The 19,864-nt window shown below is 76.0% G+C and carries 3 protein-coding genes; all 3 read left to right on the forward strand.

The window, feature by feature from the left end; translation table 11 throughout:
* Positions 1–3,610 (forward strand): type I polyketide synthase (locus ACFW22_RS23860; protein WP_386408097.1); only part of this gene is annotated, 3,610 nt, incomplete at its 5' end.
* Complete coding sequence (locus ACFW22_RS23865; protein WP_386408099.1) at positions 3,607–10,599, forward strand: SDR family NAD(P)-dependent oxidoreductase; 6,993 nt, start codon at positions 3,607–3,609, stop codon at positions 10,597–10,599. The genes ACFW22_RS23860 and ACFW22_RS23865, both read left to right, overlap by 4 nt.
* Entirely contained in the window at positions 10,596–19,793 is a 9,198-nt protein-coding gene (locus ACFW22_RS23870) for a type I polyketide synthase (RefSeq protein ID WP_386408101.1), read from the forward strand. The genes ACFW22_RS23865 and ACFW22_RS23870 overlap by 4 nt, the downstream gene beginning before the upstream one ends.
* Positions 19,794–19,864: the final 71 nt, after the last annotated feature.

Genomic DNA, 19,864 nt, shown 5'->3' on the forward strand with positions numbered 1-19,864 from the left:
GCTGGCCGGTCACCTCGCGGCCGAGCGCGCCCACGGCGGTAACGGTGGCGACCACGCCTGGCTGTCCGAGCCGGAGGGCGCCGAGTACCTCGCCCGGCTGGTCCGGGAGGGACGGCTCGACCGGCTCGCGCAGCTGTGGCAGGACGGCGCCGACATCGACTGGGCCGCCCTGCGCACCGACCGGCCGCAGCCGGCATCCATGCCGACCTACCCGTTCGCCCGCGAGCGGCACTGGCTCGCGCCGCCCACCGCCACCGGGGGCGCGCCCGCGCCGCAGGACTCCTCACTGCTCCTGGTCAAACGCTGGGAGGCCGCTCCGCTGCCCCCCGCCGAACTGCCCGCCGGGATCCTGGTGCTGGCCCGAGCCGAGAACGAACCCCTCGCCGCGAGGGCGTTCGGCGCCGTCGCCACGGTGGTCCGCGCGGACGACGGCGACGCGGACACCGTCGGGCGGATCGCGGAAGCGGCCCGCCTCGCGACGGCCGTGATCGACCTGGTCGACGTGTCGGACGCACCGCTCACCACGCCGGACCCCGACTGGTCGCGGATCGCGCTCCTGCGCGAGCTGGTCACCGAGAACCGCACCCGCGGCTTCACCTACCTCCACCTGACCCGGGGGCTCACCACCTTCCGGACCGAGCGCCCCACGCTGCGCGGCGCGGCCCACGCGGGCCTCGTCCGGATGCTCACGGCCGAGTACCCCGGCCTGTCCGCCCGCACCCTCGACCTCGACACCCTGGACCCGGCCGCGCTGCGCGAGGCGGTCGCCGCCGAACTCGCGGCGACCGACCCGGTCACCGAGGCCTGCGTACGGGAGGGCGTACGGCACCGTCCGGTGCTGCGCCCCGCCGACGGAGCGCCCGCCTCCGCCGACTGGTCCGCGGACCTGGCCGGCCGGACCGTCGTGATCACCGGAGGGACCGGCGCGCTGGGCCGGCTGCTCGCGGCCCGGCTCGTCGAGCGGGGCGCCGACCGGCTCGTGCTCCTCGGCCGCACCCCGCTGCCCGCCCGGACCGGGTGGCCCGCGCTCCTCGCGGACCCCGGCACCGACCCGGCCCTCGCGGCCAGGCTGCGCGACCTCGTGGCCCTGGAACGCCCCGGGGTCCGGGTGGTGGTCGAGACCGGCCCGCTGGACGGGATCGCCGAGGTGCTCGACCGCGCCCGGCGCGAGATGGGCCCGATCGTCGGCATCGTGCACTGCGCCGGACTCGGCGTCATGCGCGACCCGGCCTTCATCGGCAAGCGGACCGAGGACGTGCAGCGGGTCCTGGAACCCAAGACCACGGGGCTCCAGGCCGTCCTGGACCGCTGCACCGACGACCCGCTGCGCTTCGTCGTGCTGTACTCGTCCGTCGCGGGCGGCGTGCCCGCACTGGCCGTGGGCCTCAGTGACTACGCGCTGGCCAACTCCGTGATGGACCGCGTCGCCGAGTACCGCACCGCCACCGGCGGCGCCCCCGCCCCCGTCATCCGGTCGCTGCAGTGGCCGAGCTGGCGTGCGGCCGGCATGCCCGAGGTCGACACCCCGGCCTACCGGGACCTCGGCCTGCGCACCCTGGCCCCCGAGGCGGGGCTGGACCTGCTGGACCGCGCCATGAGCGGCTCCGACCCGGTCGTGCTGCCCTGCGTCGTGGACGCCGGACGCTTCGACGCCGCCCGGCTGCTGGCCGTGCCCGCGCCGGCCCGGCCGGCCCGGACGGCGCCCGCGCCGGCCCGGACGGCGGCCCCGCGCGGGGTACCGGCCGCGCAGGGACTCGTCCGCCGCGTGACCGGGGTCATCGCCTCGACGCTCCGGCTGGACCCCGATGCGATCGGCGGGGACGAGGACTTCGCCGACCTGGGCGTGGACTCGATCATGATCGCCCAGATCCTCGCCGCGCTGGAGCGGGAGCTCGGCGTCGTCGCGGAGCCCTCGACCGTCCTGGAGAACCCGACCGTCGCCCTCCTCGCCGAGGCCCTGCGGGACCGGGTGCCGGACCTCGCGACCCCTTCGGAGGACGTCGCCCCGGCCATCGCGCCCGCCGTCCCGCCGACCCCGGCCGAGGTCACCGCTTCGACCGAGGCCACCGCTCCGGCCCCGGCCCCGGCTCCGGCCCCGGCCCCTGTCGAGGCCGTCGCGTCCGGCGCTCCCGTCGCTCCCGTCGCTCCCGTCGCCGGAACGCCCGCGCGGCGCGAGGACATCGCCGTCATCGGCATCGCCGCGCACTTCCCCGGCGCCCCCGACCACGGGACGTTCTGGCGGAACCTGATGTCCGCGACGGACTCCGTCACGGAGGTGCCGCCCTCCCGCTGGGACAAGGACCGCTTCTGGCGGCCCGATCCCCAGCCCGGCACCACCGTCAGCAAGTGGGGCGGATTCCTCGACGCCATCGAGGACTTCGACCCGGAGTACTTCCGGATCGACCCGGCCGGAGCCGCACACCTCGACCCCCTGGTCCGGCAGGTCCTGGAGACCGGCGTGGAGTGCCTGGCCGACGCCGGGCTCACCCCCGAGGAGGTCGCGGGCCGCCGCGTGGGCGTCTTCGCGGGCGCCCGTGCGGCGAACTTCGGCGCGCACGTCGCCGCCGCCGGTCCGCACTCGATCAGCGGAATGGCGCAGAACTTCATCGCCGCACAGCTGTCCCACCACCTCGACCTGCGAGGACCGTCCGTCGTCGTCGACACGGCCTGCTCCAGCGCGCTCGTCGCCGTGCACATGGCCGCCGCCGGCCTGCGGACCGGGGAGTGCGACCTGGCCTTCGCGACCGGGGTCGACATCCTCCTCGACGAGGTGCCCTTCGTCGGGATGAGCGGGGCGGGCGCCCTGTCGCCGACCGGGCGCTGCCACACGTTCGACGAGCGGGCCGACGGCATCGTCCTCGGCGAGGGCGCCGGCACGCTGCTGCTCAAGAGGCTGTCCGACGCCGTCCACGACGGCGACCGGATCTACGCGGTGATCGAGGGCAGCGCGGTCAACAACGACGGCCGCACCATGGGCATCACGACACCGAACCCGAGCGCACAGCGGGCGGTGATCGAGGCGGCTCTGACCGACGCCGGTGTCTCCCCCGCCCAGCTGGGCTACGTGGAGGCCCACGGCACCGGCACCATGATCGGTGACCCGATGGAACTGAAGGCGCTCACCGAGGCCTTCCGCGCCCGCACCGACGGGGTCGGCTTCTGCGGCGTCGGCAGCGTGAAGACCAACATCGGACACACCCTCAGCGCGGCCGGCATGGCCGGACTGATCAAGGTCGTGCTGTCGGTCCACCACGCGCAGCTCCCGCCGACGCTGCACTGCGCGACCCTCAACCGCCGTTTCCGCTTCGAGGACTCCCCGCTGTTCCCCGTACGGGAACCGCGCGGATTCACGGGCCGCGACGGTACGCGCCGGGCCGCCGTCAGCTCCTTCGGGTTCGGCGGCACCAACGCCCACATGGTGGTGCGCCAGGCACCCGAAGCCCACGTCCCCGCGCGCGGACCGCTGGATCCGCCCCGCTACCGGCGGCGGCGCTTCTGGTTCGATCCGCCCGCGCACACCCCCGCACAACCGCCCGCGCGAACGCCCGCACCGGCCCCCGTGCCGTTCTTCGAGCTTGAGTTCTCCGCCGTGCCGGAAGGAAAGAAATGAACCCGTTGGACGGCCTGACCTGCTCCGTGGTGGTACGCGGCACCGACCCGGTGCTGCGTGACCACCGCGTCCACGGCACGCGCATCCTGCCCGGAGTGTCGTTCCTCGACATGATCTACCGGATCCTGCGGGCCCGTGGTGTCGACACCTCCCGCGTGGAGCTGCGCCGCGTGCTGTTCCGCAACCCCGTGGCCGCCGGCCCGGACTTCGACACCGAGCTGCGGGTGGAGTTCACGGCGGACGCGGACGGCCACCGGGTTTCCGTCACCGGAACCCGCCGTCCCACGGGCGAGACCGAGCCGGTCCTCGACTGCCGGCTCCATCTGGACGTGCCCTTCCCGGCCGAGGCCGTCGACCTGTCCGCCCTGCGCGCGGGCACGCCCCGTACGGCCGACATGGCCGACCTGTACGCGCTCGTCCGCCGGACCGGCATCGAGCACGGGGAGTTCATGCGCGCCCGGGGCACCCTGCACGTCGGCGACCGCGAGCTGCTCGCGGACCTCTCGCTGGGCCCGGAGGCCGCCGTGTACGCGGACTACTTCCACCTGCACCCGGCCGCACTGGACTCGTCGACGCTGCTGCCGACGCAGTTCGCCACGGCCGGGGCCGGCGCGGCGGGCCGGCCGTACATCCCGATGCTCATCGACTCCTTCCGGGCCCGGGGGCCGGTCGGGGCCCGCACCCTGGTGCACGCCACCCCGCCCCGCGCCACCGGTCCGGCCGGCGACCTGACCACCTGCGACCTGCGCTTCCTCGACACCGACGGCAGCGTCCTGCTGTGGCTGCGGGGCCTCACCTCGAAGCGCGTCCGGGAGGAGGACGCCATCACCCGGCTGGACGGCTCCCCGCGTCCGGCGGCGCCCTCCGGGGCCGCGCCGTCCGGGGCCGCGCCCGTCGGGGAGACCGCCGCGAGCCTGGTGCACGACCTGCTCGCCGAACGGCTCGGGCGGGCCGAGTTCGACGAGGAGGCGGGCTTCTACGAGCTGGGGCTGGACTCGACGGCGCTGCTGGGCATGGCCGCCGACCTGGAGCGCGCGTACGGCACCGACTTCTCGCCGACCCTGCTGTTCGAGCACAGCTCCTCCGCGGCCCTCGTCGAGTACCTGGGCGCGTACGAACTGCCCGAGGGCGGGGCCCGCCGGGCGGTCGGGGCACCGCAGGAACAGGGCGTGCAGGAGGACGTGCACGAGGGCGTGCCCGCCGAGGTGGTCTGGTTCGAGCCCCGCTGGCGTGACGCACCGCTGCCACCGGCAGCGGCACCGGCACCGACCTCCGTGCTGACCGTCGACGCGGGGACCGCGCGCGACCGGGCGGACCTGCTCACCGAGCACGACGCCGGCGACGTGCTCTGGACCCCCGCCGATCCGCAGGACGTCGAGGGCGAGGCCGTTGCCCTGACCGGCTTCGCGGCGGCCCTGCTGCGCAACCGGCGCAGCCCCGTGCGGATCGTCTGCCACCTGCCCCTGGGCGCGGCGGCCTCGGCGGTCGCGGGTCTGCTGCGCACGCTCCACCAGGAGCAGCCCGGCGTGCGCGCCGCGGTGGTGTGCTCCCCGGAGCGCGCCGACGCCCTGGCCGAGCTCGCCGCGGGCGTGCCCGACGTGGAGGTGCGCTACGAAGCGGGCCGGCGTCTGGTGCGCGAGATCCTGCCCACCCCGGCCCCGGACCACCCGGCCCGGCTGCGCGAACGGGGCGTGTACCTGATCACGGGCGGGCTCGGCGGCGTGGGCCTGTCCCTGGCCCGGTACCTGGCGCGGACCGTACGGGCCCGGCTCGTGCTCTGCGGACGGACGGCCGCCGACTCCGCGGCGACGGCCGGGCTGAGCGCCGAACTGACCGCCCTCGGGGCCGAGGTGGAGATCGTCGGCGCGGACGTCTCCCGCGCCGGGGACGTGCGCCGCGTGGTCGACCGCACGCTCTCCCGGTTCGGCGCGCTGGACGGGGTGGTGCACGCCGCCGGTGTGCTGCGCGACGGGCTGATCGCGGGCAAGAGCGCCGCGGACGTCCGCACCGTACTGGCCCCCAAGGTCACCGGCACCCGCCTGCTGTACGAGGCCACCCGGGGCCTGGGGCTGGACTTCCTCGTGCTCTGCTCGTCCACGGCCGCCGCCTGGGGGAACCGGGGCCAGGCCGACTACGCCTGCGCCAACGCCTTCCTCGACGGTTTCGCCGAGGGCAAGCCGGGGGTCGTGTCGATCGGGTGGCCCGGCTGGTCGGACGGAGGCATGCGGCTCGACGAGCGCGCACTGCGCCGGATGGGCCTGGAGGCCATGGACACCCCGACCGCGGTGGACATCATGCTGCGGGCCGTCGGCAGCGGCCGGCCCCACCTGGTGGCCCTCGTGGGCTCGGCGGCCGAGATCGGCGAACGGTTCGCCCCCGCCGTTCCGGCCGGGGCGGTCACCGCCGGCACCGCCCCCGCGACCCCCCTGCCGGAGGCCTCCGACGTCACCGGTGAGGAGGACGTCACCGGTGAGGAGGACGGCACCGGTGACGAGGACGACGCGATCGCCGTCGTGGGGATCAGCGGCCGCTACCCGGGCGCCCGTACGCTCGACGAGTTCTGGGAGAACCTCAGGGCCGGCCGCGACGGCATCACCGAGGTGCCCGCGGACCGCTGGGACCACCGTGCGATCCACAGCGACTCCAAGGGAGTGCCCGGACGCTCGTACGGCCGCTGGGGCGGATTCGTCGACGGCATCGACGAGTTCGACGCCGCCTTCTTCCACGTCTCGCCCCATGAGGCCGCCGTCCTCGACCCGCAGGAGCGGCTGTTCCTCCAGGAGGCCTGGCACGCCTTCGAGGAGGCGGGACACGCCCCTTCCGCCTGGCGGGGCCGTTCCGTCGGCGTGTTCGCCGGCGTGATGTACAACCAGTACCAACTGCACGGCGTCCGCCGGGAACCGGGCCTCGTGCCCTCGTCGTTCAGCGCGTCGATCGCCAACCGCGTCTCCTACTTCCTCGACCTCAAGGGGCCGAGCATCGCGCTCGACACCATGTGCTCCTCCTCGCTGACGGCGCTGCACCTGGCCGTCGAGGCGATCCGGCGGGGCGAGTGCGAGGCCGCGCTCGCGGGAGGCGTCAACCTGCACGTCCACCCCAACAAGTACCTCCTGCTGAGCCAGTCGTCCTTCCTCTCCACCGACGGCCGCTGCCGGGCCTTCGGCGAGGGCGGCGACGGCTACGTGCCCGGCGAGGGCGTCGGCGTGGTGCTGCTGAGGCCGCTGCGCGACGCGCTGCGCGACGGAGACCACGTCCACGCCGTCATCCGCGGCACGGCCCTCAACCACGGTGGCCACACCGGTGGGTTCTCCGTGCCCGACCCGGCCTCGCAGGCCGCCCTGGTCCGCGACTCGCTCACCGGGGCGGGAGTGGATCCGGCCGACCTCGGCTACCTGGAGGCCCACGGCACCGGCACCGGCCTGGGCGACCCGATCGAGGTCACGGCCCTGGAGCGGGCCTTCGACGCCGTCGGCGCGGGCCGGGGGCCCTGGCCCATCGGCTCCGTCAAGTCGAACATCGGCCACCTGGAGTCGGCGGCGGGCATCGCCGCGCTCACCAAGGTCGTCCTCCAGATGCGCCACCGCGAACGGGTGCCCTCCCTGCATGCCGAGCCGCTCAACCCGGCGGTGGACTGGGCCGGTTCGCGGTTCCGCGTGCAACGGACCCTGGAACCCTGGAACCCGCCCGCGGGCGCTCTGCTCACCGCGGCGATCAGCTCCTTCGGCGCGGGCGGCGCCAACGCCCACGTGGTGCTGGCCGAACACCCGGTCGCGCGGGGCCCGCAGGCCCCGGAGGCGGACCGCCCCCGGCTCTTCGTGCTCTCCGCGAAGGACACCACCCGGCTCGACGAGACCGTGGCGCAGCTGCTCGCGCACCTCGATCGGGCCGGCCGGGGCGCGGACCCCGACGCCCTGGAACGCATCCTGACCGAGGTCGTGGGCTTCCCCGTCGATCCCGGTGAACCCTTCGCGGAACTCGGCCTCGACTACCCGCGCCTGTCCCGCCTCGCCCGGCGCGTCGAGGAGGAGTTCGGCGTCCGGCTCCACGTCGACGGGGGGACGACCCCGGCCGAGTTGACGCGCCGCCTCACCGGTACCGGCGGTGCCGTGGACCCGGCGGCGCTCGCCTTCACCCTCTGGTCCGGCCGCGACCACCTCGACGAGCGGCTCGCCGTCGTCGCCACGACGACGGCCGAGTTCGTCGACGCGCTCCGCACCGGTACGGGCTGCCACCGCGGACGCAGGCGCCGCTCCGCCGCACCGGTCCACGGCGACGACCTGCGCGAGCTGGCCCCGGCCTGGGTCGAGGGCGCCGCGATCAGCCTGCCCGTGCCCGACCGGCCGCGGCGGCTCTCGCTGCCCGGCTACCCGTTCGCCCGCGAGCGCCACTGGGTCGACACCACCCGCACCCCGTCCGGGAATTCGCCGGGCGCGCCCGAGGAGGTCGAACTGCCGGACGGACACGTGTTCAGCACGCGGATCTCCACGGCGGAGCGGCCCTGGCTGGCCGATCACACCGTGGACGGCACCGTGTTGGTCCCCGGGACGTACTTCGTCGACCTGGCCCTCCAGGCCGGGGCCCGGTTGCACTGCCCCCGGATCGCCGAACTCGTCACCCACACACCGCTGGCCTCGGGCGAGGCCGACCTGCGCCTCGTCGTGGACCTCGCCGAGCCCGACGGGACGCGCGCCTTCCGGATCCACGCCCGCACCGGGGACGGTGGCTGGACGAGCCACGTCACCGGCGTCCTCGCCCCCGCGCCCGAGGAGCCCCCGGCCACCCCGGCCCCGCCCGGTGACGCCGAGGAGCTCGACGTCACCCGCCTCTACGAGACGCTCACGGGGTACGGGCCCGCCTTCCGGGGCCTGCGCCGCGCCTGGCGCACCGCCGACGCCGTCTTCGCCGAGGTCGCCGTACCCGACGCCGTACCCGACGGCGGTCCCGACGGCGGTCCCGGGGCGCACGCGCTGCACCCGGTGCTCCTCGACGCCGCCCTGCACACGGTGGCCCTCACCTCGGCCCTCGACGGGGACAGCCCCTACCTGCCGTTCGCCTGGTCCGGCGTACGCGTGCACGCCCCCGGTGCGACCACCGCCCGGGTACGGGTGGTCCACCACCGGGCCGACGCGGTCGAGCTCCACCTCACGGACCACGCGGGCGCGCCCGTGGCCTCCGTCGACTCGGTGGTGCTGCGCCGGGCAGACGCTCCGGCCGAGCCGCTCCACCACGTGGAGTGGCTGCCCGTCGAGACCCCCGAGCCGTCACCGGGGGCCCGCCACGCGGTCGTCGGCCCGGACCCGGAGGGGATCGGCGCCGCCCTGGAGGCTTCCGGGGCACAGCTGCTGCGGGCCGAGGACCTGGACGCCCTGACGGACGTGCCGCCGGTGGTGGTCCTGCCCGTCCCGGCCACCCCGTCCGCTGCCGCCGGAGCGGCCTCGGCCGCCCGCGCCCTCACCACCGAGGTGCTCGGCCTGCTCCAGCAGTGGCTCGCCGACCGGCGGTTCGCGTCCGCACGGCTGGTCCTCGTCACCACCGCCCCCGGCCCGGCCTCGGCCGCGGCCTGGGGACTGGTGCGCTCCGCCCAGTCCGAACACCCCGGCCGCTTCGGCCTCGTGGACGCCGAGGACCTCGCGCCGCTGCACCGCGCGCTCGGTTCCGACGAGCCGCACCTGCGCCTGCTCGACGGCCAGGTGCTGGGGGCCCGGCTGGTCCGCGTGCCGGCCGCGGCGCCGGCACCCGAACCGCGCCCGGTCGGTACCGTCCTCGTGACCGGTGCGAGCGGTGCCCTCGCCGGACCGGTGGTCCGCCACCTCGTGGAGCGGCACGGCGCACGCGACCTGCTGCTGGTCAGCCGGAGCGGCCGGGTCCCGGCAGGGCTGGCCGGGCTGGACGCCCGGGTCGAGGCCGCCGCCTGTGACGTGGCCGATCGCGCCGCCCTGGAGACCCTGCTGGCCGGCCGCCGGGTGACCATGGCCGTGCACGCCGCAGGCGTACTCGACGACGGGGTGGTCACCGCCCTCGACGCGGAGCGCCTGGAGCGGGTGCTGCGGCCCAAGACCGAAGGCGCGACCCACCTCGACGAACTGCTGCCCGAAGCCGAACTGGTGCTGTTCTCCTCCGTGGCGGGCGTACTGGGCGGCCCGGGCCAGGGCAACTACGCCGCCGCCAACGCCTTCCTGGACGCCCTCGCCCGGCAGCGCACCGCCTCCGGCCGCCGGGCCGTGTCCGTGGCCTGGGGGCCGTGGGTGCTCGACGAGGGCATGGCCGCCGACCGGGACCGCCTGGCCCGCGGCGGCATCGAGCCGCTCCCCACCGAGACGGCCCTCGGCCTGCTCGACGCGGCCCTCGCCGGACCGCACCCGGCGGTCACCGCCCTGCGGCTCGGGCGCGGCCCGGCCGCCGTCGTCCCGCACGTGCTGCGCAGCCTGGCGCCGACCCCGGCGGCAGCACCCGCCGCCGACCCGGGCCTGGCCCGCCTCGGTCCCGACGAGCGGCGCGCCAGGCTGTCGGCGCTGGTCCGGGGACAGGCCGCGGCCGTCCTCGGCTACGCGGACCCCACCGCGATCGAATCCGACCGGTCCTTCCAGGAACTCGGCTTCGACTCGCTGAGCTCCATCGAGTTCCGCAACCGGCTGGGCACGGCCGTCGGCCTGTCGCTGGAGGCCACGCTCGTCTTCGACCACCCCACCCCGGCCGATCTGGTCACCCACCTCGACGAGCGGTTCGCCGGCGAGTCCGAGGCGACCGACCTCCCGACCCTGTTCGCGGCCTTCGACCGCCTGGCCGCCGCCCTCACGGCGGCGGCCACGGACGACGTGTCCCGCGACCGCACCTCGGAACGCGTCCGCGGCCTGCTCCACCAACTGACACCCCGTACCACGACGGAACCCGTCACCGCGTTCGCCTCGGCGACCGACGACGAGGTCTTCGCCCTGATCGACGCCGAGCTCGGCAACCCGCTGCCGGGACTGGAGGAACGCTCCCGATGACCAACGAGGACAAGCTCCGCGACTACCTGCGCCGGGTGACCGCGGAACTGCAGTCGACGCGCCAGCGGTTGCGCGACGTGGAGGAGCGGTCCGCCGTGCCGATCGCCATCGTCGGCATGGCCTGCCACTACCCGGGCGGCGTCGAGTCCCCGGACGACCTGTGGTCGCTCGTCGCCGAGGGCCGCGACGGGATCACCCCCTTCCCCGGCGACCGGGGCTGGGACCTGGACGCGCTCCACCACCCCGACCCCGACCACCCGGGCACGACCACCGTCCGCGAGGGCGGATTCCTGCACGGCGCCGCCCGGTTCGACGCGGGGTTCTTCGGGATCTCGCCCAAGGAGGCGCTCCACACCGACCCCCAGCAGCGGCTGATCCTCCAGACGTCCTGGGAGGCCGTCGAGCGCGCCGGTCTGGACCCGAGCTCGCTGCGCGACAGCCGCACCGGCGTGTTCACCGGCGTCATGCACCACGACTACCCGGGCGCCCAGGGCGCCGGCAGCGTCGTCTCCGGCCGCGTCGCCTATCAACTGGGCCTGCGCGGCCCCGCCATCACGGTGGACACCGCCTGCTCCTCGTCGCTCGTCGCCCTCCACCTGGCCGTCCGGTCCCTGCGCCGCGGCGAGTGCGACACGGCCCTCGTCGGAGGGGCCACGGTGATGGCCACCCCCGCCGCCTTCGTGGAGTTCAGCCGCCAGCGCGGCCTGGCCCCCGACGGCCGCTGCAAGCCCTTCGCCGCCGGGGCGGACGGCACCGCCTGGTCCGAGGGCGCCGGCGTCATCGTCGTGGAACGCCTCGACACCGCCCTGGCCGCCGGCCGCCGCGTACTCGCCGTGGTCCGCGGCACCGCCGTCAACTCCGACGGCGCGAGCAACGGCCTCACCGCGCCCAACGGCCCCGCCCAGCAGCGCGTCATCCGCGAGGCCCTCGTCGACGCCGGCCTGACCCCCCAGCAGGTCGACGCGGTGGAGGCACACGGCACCGGCACCCCCCTCGGGGACCCGGTGGAGGCCCAGGCCGTGCTCGCCGCCTACGGCAAGCAGCGCACCCGGGCGCTGCGCCTGGGATCGGTCAAGTCCAACCTGGGGCACACCCAGGCTGCCGCCGGCGTCGCCGGGATCGTCAAGATGGTCATGGCGATGCGGCACGGGGTCCTGCCCCGGACCCTGCACCTCGACGCCCCGACCCCGTACGTGGACTGGTCGGCGGGCGGCGTGGAACTCCTCACCGAGGACGTGCCCTGGCCCGCCGGGACGGAACCCCGCCGGGCGGCCGTGTCCTCCTTCGGGGTCAGCGGCACCAACGCCCACGTGATCCTTGAGGAACCTCCCGTACCGGTGGATGACCGGGCCGCCGAACGGCACGACGACCGGACGGCGGACGCGGCGAACGCCGAGAGCCCCGCGACGCCGCCCGCCGGGCCCGGCCCCCTGGCCTGGCCCCTGTCCGCCCGCTCCGACGCCGCCCTGCGCGCCCAGGCCGCCACCCTCACCGCCTTCCTGACCGGGCACCCGCAGGAACCGCGCCCCGAGGACGTGGCCCTCTCCCTGGCCACCACCCGTGCCTCCCACGAGCACCGCGCGGTCGCCCTCGGCGGCGACCGGGCCGAACTCCTCGCCGCACTGGACGCCCTGGCCGCCGGCCGGCCCTCGCCCACCGTCGTCGAAGGGACGACCGGGCAGGGCGGCGGCGTGGCCTTCCTCTTCCCCGGCCAGGGTTCGCAGTGGCGGGACATGGCCGTGCGCCTGCTGGACACCAACGCGGTGTTCCGGGAACGGATAGCCCAGTGCGAGACCGCCCTGGCCCCCCACGTGGACTTCGAGCTGACCGCCGTCCTGCGCGGGGAGCAGGACCTGGACCGGGTCGACGTCGTCCAACCCGCCCTGTTCGCCGTCATGGTCGCCCTCGCCGAGGTGTGGCGCTCCCTCGGCGTCCGCCCGGCCGCCGTCGCCGGACACAGCCAGGGCGAGATCGCCGCCGCCTGCGTGGCCGGCGCCCTCACCCTCCAGGACGCCGCCCGCGTCGTCGCCCTGCGCAGCCGGGCCCTGACCACCCTTTCGGGCCGCGGCGGCATGGTGTCCCTCGCGCTGCCCGTCGACGAGGCACGCGACCGGCTCCGCCGCTGGGACGGCAGGCTGTCGCTGGCCGCCGTCAACGGCGCGGCCTCCGTGGTCGTCTCCGGCGACACCGACGCCCTCGACGAACTCCTCGCCGCCTGCGAGGAGGACGGCGTACGGGCCCGGCGCGTCGACGTGGACTACGCCTCGCACAGCGCGCACGTGGAAGGCGTCCGCGCACAGGTCCTGGAGGCCCTCGCCCCGGTCAGGCCGCTCGCCCCCGAAATCCCCTTCTTCTCCTCGGTGGAAGGCCGCTGGATCGAGGCCGCCGACGCCTTCGACGCCGACTACTGGTACCGGAACCTGCGCGAGACCGTCCGCTTCGACGAGGCCGTCACCGCCCTCGTCCGGCGCGACTGCACCGTCCTGCTGGAGGTCAGCCCCCACCCGGTGGTCACGACCGGCGCACAGGAGACCGTCGACGCGCTCGGCACCGACACCGCCCTCGCCCACACCCTGCGCCGTGACGAAGGCGGCCCCGAGCAGCTGCTGCACGCCCTCGCCCAGCTGTACGTGAAGGGCGTGCGCCCCGACTGGTCCGTGCTCTGGCCCGAAGCCCGCCGGATCGACCTGCCCACCACCACCTTCCTCACCGAGCCGTACTGGCTGCGCCCCGGACCCGGTGCCGGCGGCGCGGGCGCCCTGGGCCTCGACGAGGTCGACCACCCGGTCCTGCGCGCCGCCCTGCCCGCCGCCGAGGGCCTGGTGCTCACCGGCCGGCTCGGCCTGGCCGCCCAGCCCTGGCTCGCCGACCACACGGTCGAAGGGCGGGTGGTCCTGCCGGGGGCGGCCCTCGCGGAGCTCGCCTCCCGGGCGGCGGACGAGGCCGGCAGTGCCGCCGTCGACCAACTCACCCTGCTCACCCCCGTCCTCCTCCCCGACGAGGGCGACATCCGGCTGCGCGTGGACGTCACGGCCCCGGCCGAGGACGGCTCGCGCGGACTGACCCTGCACACCCTCACCGGGGCGGGCCACTGGACCACGCACGCCACCGGCGTGCTCCGGCCCGACGCGACCGAACCGGTCCCCGCCACCACCGCGTGGCCGCCGCCCGGCGCCGAACCCCAGGACGTCGCAGCCCTCTACGCGACCCTGGAGGACGCGGGGCTGAGCTACGGCCCGGCCTTCCGCGGCCTGCGGGCGCTGTGGCGGGGACGCGACGGGGACCTCCACGCCGAGGTCGTACTGCCCGACGCCGACCAAGCCGGTGCGTTCACCCTCCACCCGGCCCTGCTCGACGCGTGCCTGCACCCCGTCGCCCTCGGCGGGTTCCTCACCGCGGGAGACGGCCGCCGCCCCGCGCTGCCCTTCGAATGGCAGGGCCTGCGCTTCCACGCCGCGGGTGCCGACACCGTGCGCGTGACCCTGTCCGCCGCAGGCCCCGACGCCGTCCGCCTCACCCTCACCGACACCACCGGGGCACCCGTCGCCTCGGTCGACACCCTCGTGCTCCGCGAGCTTCCGGCGGGCGCCCTCGGCCGCCCGGACCGGGGCGACCTGCTGCGCCCCGAACCGGTGGCCCGGGCCCTGCCCGGCGGCGGGCACGAGGACTACGCCGTACGCGACCCGGAACTCTCCCGCCAGTTGGGGAAGCAGCCCACCCAGGACCCCGCGCGCCACGTCCTGGTGCCCGCTCCGCCCGGCGAGCCCGCAGAGGCCGTGCGCGCCGCGCTCGCCCTCGTCCACGACTGGCTGGCGGACGAGGGCCACCCGGGCTCCACGCTCGTCCTCGTCACCCGCCGGGTCCACGACGACGTGGCGGAAGCCGCCGTCGCGGGTCTCGTCCGGTCTGCCCAGCTCGAACACCCCGGCAGCTTCCGGCTGCTGGACCTGGCCGACCTCGACGAGACCACCCTCGCCGCGATCCCCGCCGCCCTCGCCACGGACGAGCCCCAGCTCACCCTGACGTCCGGGACCGCGACCGCGCCCCGGCTGGTCCGCGCCCTCCCCGCACCGGCCGAGACCGGCGAGCTCGGCAGCACCCTGGTGACCGGTGCCTCCGGCACCCTGGGGCAGCTCGTCGCCCGGCACCTCGTCCACGCACACGGCGTACGCGACCTGGTGCTGGCCGGTCGACGCGGCTCCCGGGCACCCGGCATGGCCGCCCTCATCGAGGAACTGACCGGGGCCGGAGCACAGGTCCGGGCCGTCGCCTGCGACGTCACCGACCGCGCCGCTCTCGCCGCACTGGCCGGCGGAGCCTCCTTCACGACCGTCGTCCACGCCGCCGGCGTCCTCGACGACGGCCTGGTGACCGGACTGACACCCGAACGCCTCGACCGCGTGCTCGGGGCGAAGCTCGACTCCGCGCTCCACCTCCACGAACTGCTGCCCCAGGCACGCCTGGTGCTGTTCTCCTCGGCCGTCGGCATCCTCGGCGGCCTCGGCCAGGCCAACTACGCCGCCGCCAACGCCGGCCTCGACGCCCTGGCCCGCCACCGCCACGCCGAGGGCCTGCCCGGGATCTCCCTGGCCTGGGGCCTGTGGGACGCCACCAGCGGCATGACGGACGGCGTCGACCGGGCCCGCCTGGGCCGTTCCGGCTTCCCCCCGCTCCCGACCGCGGACGCCCTCGCCGCCCTCGACGCCGCCCTGGCCTCAAAGGAGCCGGTGCTCGCCCCGATCCGGCTGGACCCCGGCGCCCTGCGGGCACAGGGAGAGGGCGTCCCCGCGCCGCTGCGCGACCTGTCCGGGAAGCCGGCGCGCCGCAGCGCCGCCCCCGGGGGCGCCGCCGCCGTCTCCGAACTGGCCGCCCGCCTCGCCGGGAAGACCGGCCCCGAGCGCCTGCGCACCCTGCTCGACCTGGTCGTCGGGCACACCGCCACCGTCCTCGGACACGCCTCGCCGGAGGCGGTCGACCCCGGCCGGGCCTTCAAGGACGCCGGCTTCGGCTCGCTCGCCGCCGTCGAACTGCGCAACCGGCTCACCGGAGCCACCGGCCTGCGCCTGCCGGCCACCCTGGTGTTCAGCCACCCCAACCCCGCGGCCCTCGCCCGCCACCTGGACGAACTCCTCGCGGGGGCCCCGGCGGCCGCTCCCGCGGTCCACGCCCCGGCCACCGACGCGGACGACCCCGTCGTCCTCGTCGGCATCGGATGCCGGCTCCCCGGCGGCGTCCGCACGCGCGACGACCTCTGGGAGATGCTGGTCTCCGAACGCGACGGCATCGGCCCGTTCCCCGACGACCGGGGCTGGCCCCTGGAACGCCTCCACGACTCCGACCCGGCCGTCCCCGGCACCACCTACACCCGGCACGGCGGCTTCATGGCCGACGCGACCGCCTTCGACGCCGCCTTCTTCGGGGTGGCGCCCCGCGAGGCCGTCGCGATGGACCCGCAGCAGCGGATCCTGCTGGAAACCGTCTGGGAGGCATGCGAGGACGCCGGCATCGACCCGGCCTCGCTGCGCGGCACCCGGACCGGCGTGTTCGTGGGCGCCATGTACCAGGACTACGGCCGCCTCCTGGAGAACGCGGCCGCCGAGGGCTTCCTCGCGCCCGGCGTCGGCGGCGGCGTCCTGTCCGGACGGGTCGCCTACACCTACGGGCTGGAAGGCCCGACCGTCACCGTCGACACGGCCTGCTCCTCCTCGCTGACCGCCCTGCACCTCGCCGCCCAGGCGGTACGGGCGGGGGAGTGCGACCTCGCGCTCGCCGGCGGAGTGACCGTGCTGTCCACACCGGTGCCCTTCGTCGAGTTCAGCCGTCAGCGCGGACTGGCCCCCGACGGACGGTGCAAGCCCTTCGCCGCCGCGGCCGACGGCACCGCACTGGGCGAGGGCGCCGGAGTGGTGCTCGTCGAACGCCTCTCCCGGGCCCGCGCCCGGGGCCACGAGGTGCTGGCCGTACTGCGCGGCAGCGCCCTCAACTCCGACGGCGCCAGCAACGGCCTCACCGCCCCCAACGGTGCAGCCCAGGAGAAGGTCATGCGCGCGGCCCTCGCCGCGGCCGGCCTGCTCCCCACCGACGTCGCCGCCGTGGAGGCGCACGGCACCGGCACGGCACTGGGCGACCCCATCGAGGCACAGGCGCTCCTCGCCGTCTACGGCCAGGACCGACCGGCCCCGCTGCTGCTCGGCTCGCTCAAGTCCAACGTGGGCCACGTCCAGGCGGCCGCCGGCATCGCGGGAGTGATCAAGGCGGTCCTGTCCATCCGCAACGGCCTGCTGCCCCGCAGCCTGCACATCGACGAACCCTCCCCGCACGTCGACTGGACCGCCGGCGACATCGCCCTCCTGGACCGGGCGCAGCCATGGCCCGAGGAGACCGGGCCGCGTCGCATGGGAGTCTCCTCCTTCGGCATCAGCGGCACCAACGTGCACGTGCTGATCGAGCAGGCACCGGACCCCGAGGACACCCCGGAGCCGCTGTCCGCCCTGGACGGCGTGCCCTGGCTGCTGTCGGCGCGCTCCGAGCAGGCCCTGCGCGGACAGGCCCGGCGACTGCTGGAGTCGGACACCTCCGACCTCCCCGCCGTGGCGCGGGCCCTGTCCACCACCCGGGCCGCCCACCGCCACCGGGCCATGGTGACCGGCACCGACGCACGGCAGCGGCGCGCCGCCCTCACGGCCCTGGCGTCCGACGGCACGGCCGACGGGCTGCGCCGGGCGCGCGCCGCCGAGCAGCGGCTCACCCTGCTCTTCACCGGGCAGGGCAGCCAACTCCCCGCGATGGGAAAGGGGCTGTACGAGACCTTCCCCGTGTACGCGCAGGCCTTCGACGAGGTGTCCGCGCACTTCCGGCTCGACACCCCGCTGCGCGAAGCGGTCTTCGAGCGGGAGGACCTGCTGGACCGCACCGCCTACACCCAGCCGGCCCTCTTCGCCCTCCAAGTGGCCCAGTTCCGGCTGCTGTCGAGCTGGGGCGTCACCCCCGACTCCCTGATCGGGCACTCCATCGGCGAGCTCTCGGCCGCCTGCGTCTCGGGCCTGCTGCCCCTCGCCGACGCCGCCGCCCTCGTCACCGCCCGCGGTCGGGTCCTCGGCGAACTGCCCGCAGGCGGAGCCATGGTGGCCGTACGGGCGGCAGAGGAGGAAGTCCTCGCCGTCCTGGAGGGCCGCACCGACCGCGTGGCCATCGCCGCCGTCAACGGACCCCGTTCGGTCGTCCTGTCCGGGGATGAGGAGGAGGTGCTCTCCGCGGCCCGGGAACTCTCGGAGCGCGGGCACCGCACGCGCCGGCTGCGCGTGGACGTCGCCTTCCACTCGCCCCGCGTGGCCCCGGCGCTCGCCGAGTTCCGGGCGGCCGCCGCCGAGATCCGCTTCGGACGGCCCGGGATCCCGGTCGTCTCCACCGTCCGCACCGCCCACCCCATGGACACCCCCGACTACTGGGTGGACCAACTGCGCAGTCCCGTGCGCTTCTTCGACGCCGTCCGCGAGGCCCACGGGAACGGAGCCACGGCCTTCCTGGAACTGGGGCCCGACACCGTCCTCGCGCCGGCCGTCGAAGCGTGCCTGCCCGGACACCCGGTGCGCCCCGTCTCGCTGCTGCGCCGCGACCGCGACGACGTGCGCACCGCCGTCGAGGCCCTGGGGGTCCTGCACACCCACGGAGTGGAGGCCGACTGGGCGGCCGTCCACGCCGGGCGGCCGACCACCCCGGTGCGGCTCCCGAAGTACGCCTTCCAGAAACGCCGTTACTGGCCAGAGCCGGCCGTCGTGGCGCAGGCCACGCCCGCGCCCGCGCCCGTAACGGAGCCGGGGGAGCGGGCGCCCGCGCTCGATCCGTTCTGGTCGGCCGTCGAGAGCTCCGACCTCGGCGCCGCCCTCGACCTGCTGGACCTTCGGGGCGACGAGACACCGGCCCAGGTGCTCGACGCCCTCGGTCGGCTGCGCTCCGGAGCGGCGGCGCCGGTCCTGGAGGGGGCGCGGTGGAAGCGGGTGCCGGACGGCCCCGCCCCCGAGCTCGCGTGCGACGTCCTGCTGCTCGCCCCCTCCACGGGCGACGAGAACCTGGCCGATGCAGTCGCGGGCGCCCTGGTCCGGCACGGCGCCCGGGTCCGCTCGGGCGGCGCCCGGCGCCCGGACCTCGTGGTGGCCCTGCCCGGGGCCGAACCGGTCGCCGAGGCGGGGGTGCCCCGGTGGGCACTCGTCGACGGCGGCGGGGCGGTGCCGGCCTGCGACCACGCCGTGATCCTCCCGAAGGAGCTCGACGCGCCCGCGCGCAGCCGCCTGTGCGCGGTCGTCGCCGAGGGGTACCGGGAGACCCGGATCGAGCCGGACGCCCTGTTCGTACGCGCCTACGAGCCGCTGGGCCGGACCGGCGCGTGGCGTCCCGAGGGGGACGTCCTGGTGGCCGGCCCGGCGGACGCGCTCACCGCGGCGACCGTCGACGCCGTGCTCGGATCGGGGGCGCGCTGCCTGGTCGCCGGCGGTGCCGACCGCCCGCCCGGTGCCCTGGAGTTCGGGGACGTGGAGGGGACCGTACGGATCGCGGCGGCGATCGTCCGGGCCGGCAGCGGGTTCGAGGACGTGGCGGCGCCACGGGTGGCCGTCGTGTCCGTGGGGGAGACCGCGCGGGAAGCGGGAGCCTCGCTCGCCGTGGCGGTCCACCCCGACCTCGACCCGAGGGTTGCGGTGACCGGGCTGTGGCGGGCCATGTCCACCGAGGAGACGGTCGTACGCCTCCTGGACGCCGCACACGTGACGCGAACCGCGCCGGCTGCGGAGCCCGAGCAGACCACGGAAACGGAAGAGGCGACGGACCTCACATCGGAGTCCGCGCCCGCGCCCGCGCTCACGCCGGAGCCCGAGCCGGAGCCGGACGGTCCGCGGCCTCAGGACTCCGAACTCCGGGCCACCCTTGCGGAACTCCCCCGCGCGGAGTGGGCGGAGTCCGTGCTCGGCGGTGTGCAGGGCCTCGCGGCCGCTGTGCTCGGGTACGGGTCCGCGTCGGAGATCGACCCCGAGGGCGAGTTCTTCGACATGGGTCTGACCTCGGTCACCGCGCTCGAACTGCGCGACCACCTCACCCGGTTGACGGGCTTGGAGTGGCCCGCGGACCTCCTCTACGAATGCCCGACACCGCAGGTGCTGGCGGACCTCGTGGTCGAGCAGCTGAGCGAGTCCGCCGTCTGAACCGTCGGCGGCCGAGCCGACGGGGCGCCGTGCCGATCCCCCAGTACGGCGCCCCGCGGATCAGGACGTAC

This window comes from Streptomyces sp. NPDC058872, assembly GCF_042743065.1.
Lineage (GTDB): Bacteria > Actinomycetota > Actinomycetes > Streptomycetales > Streptomycetaceae > Streptomyces.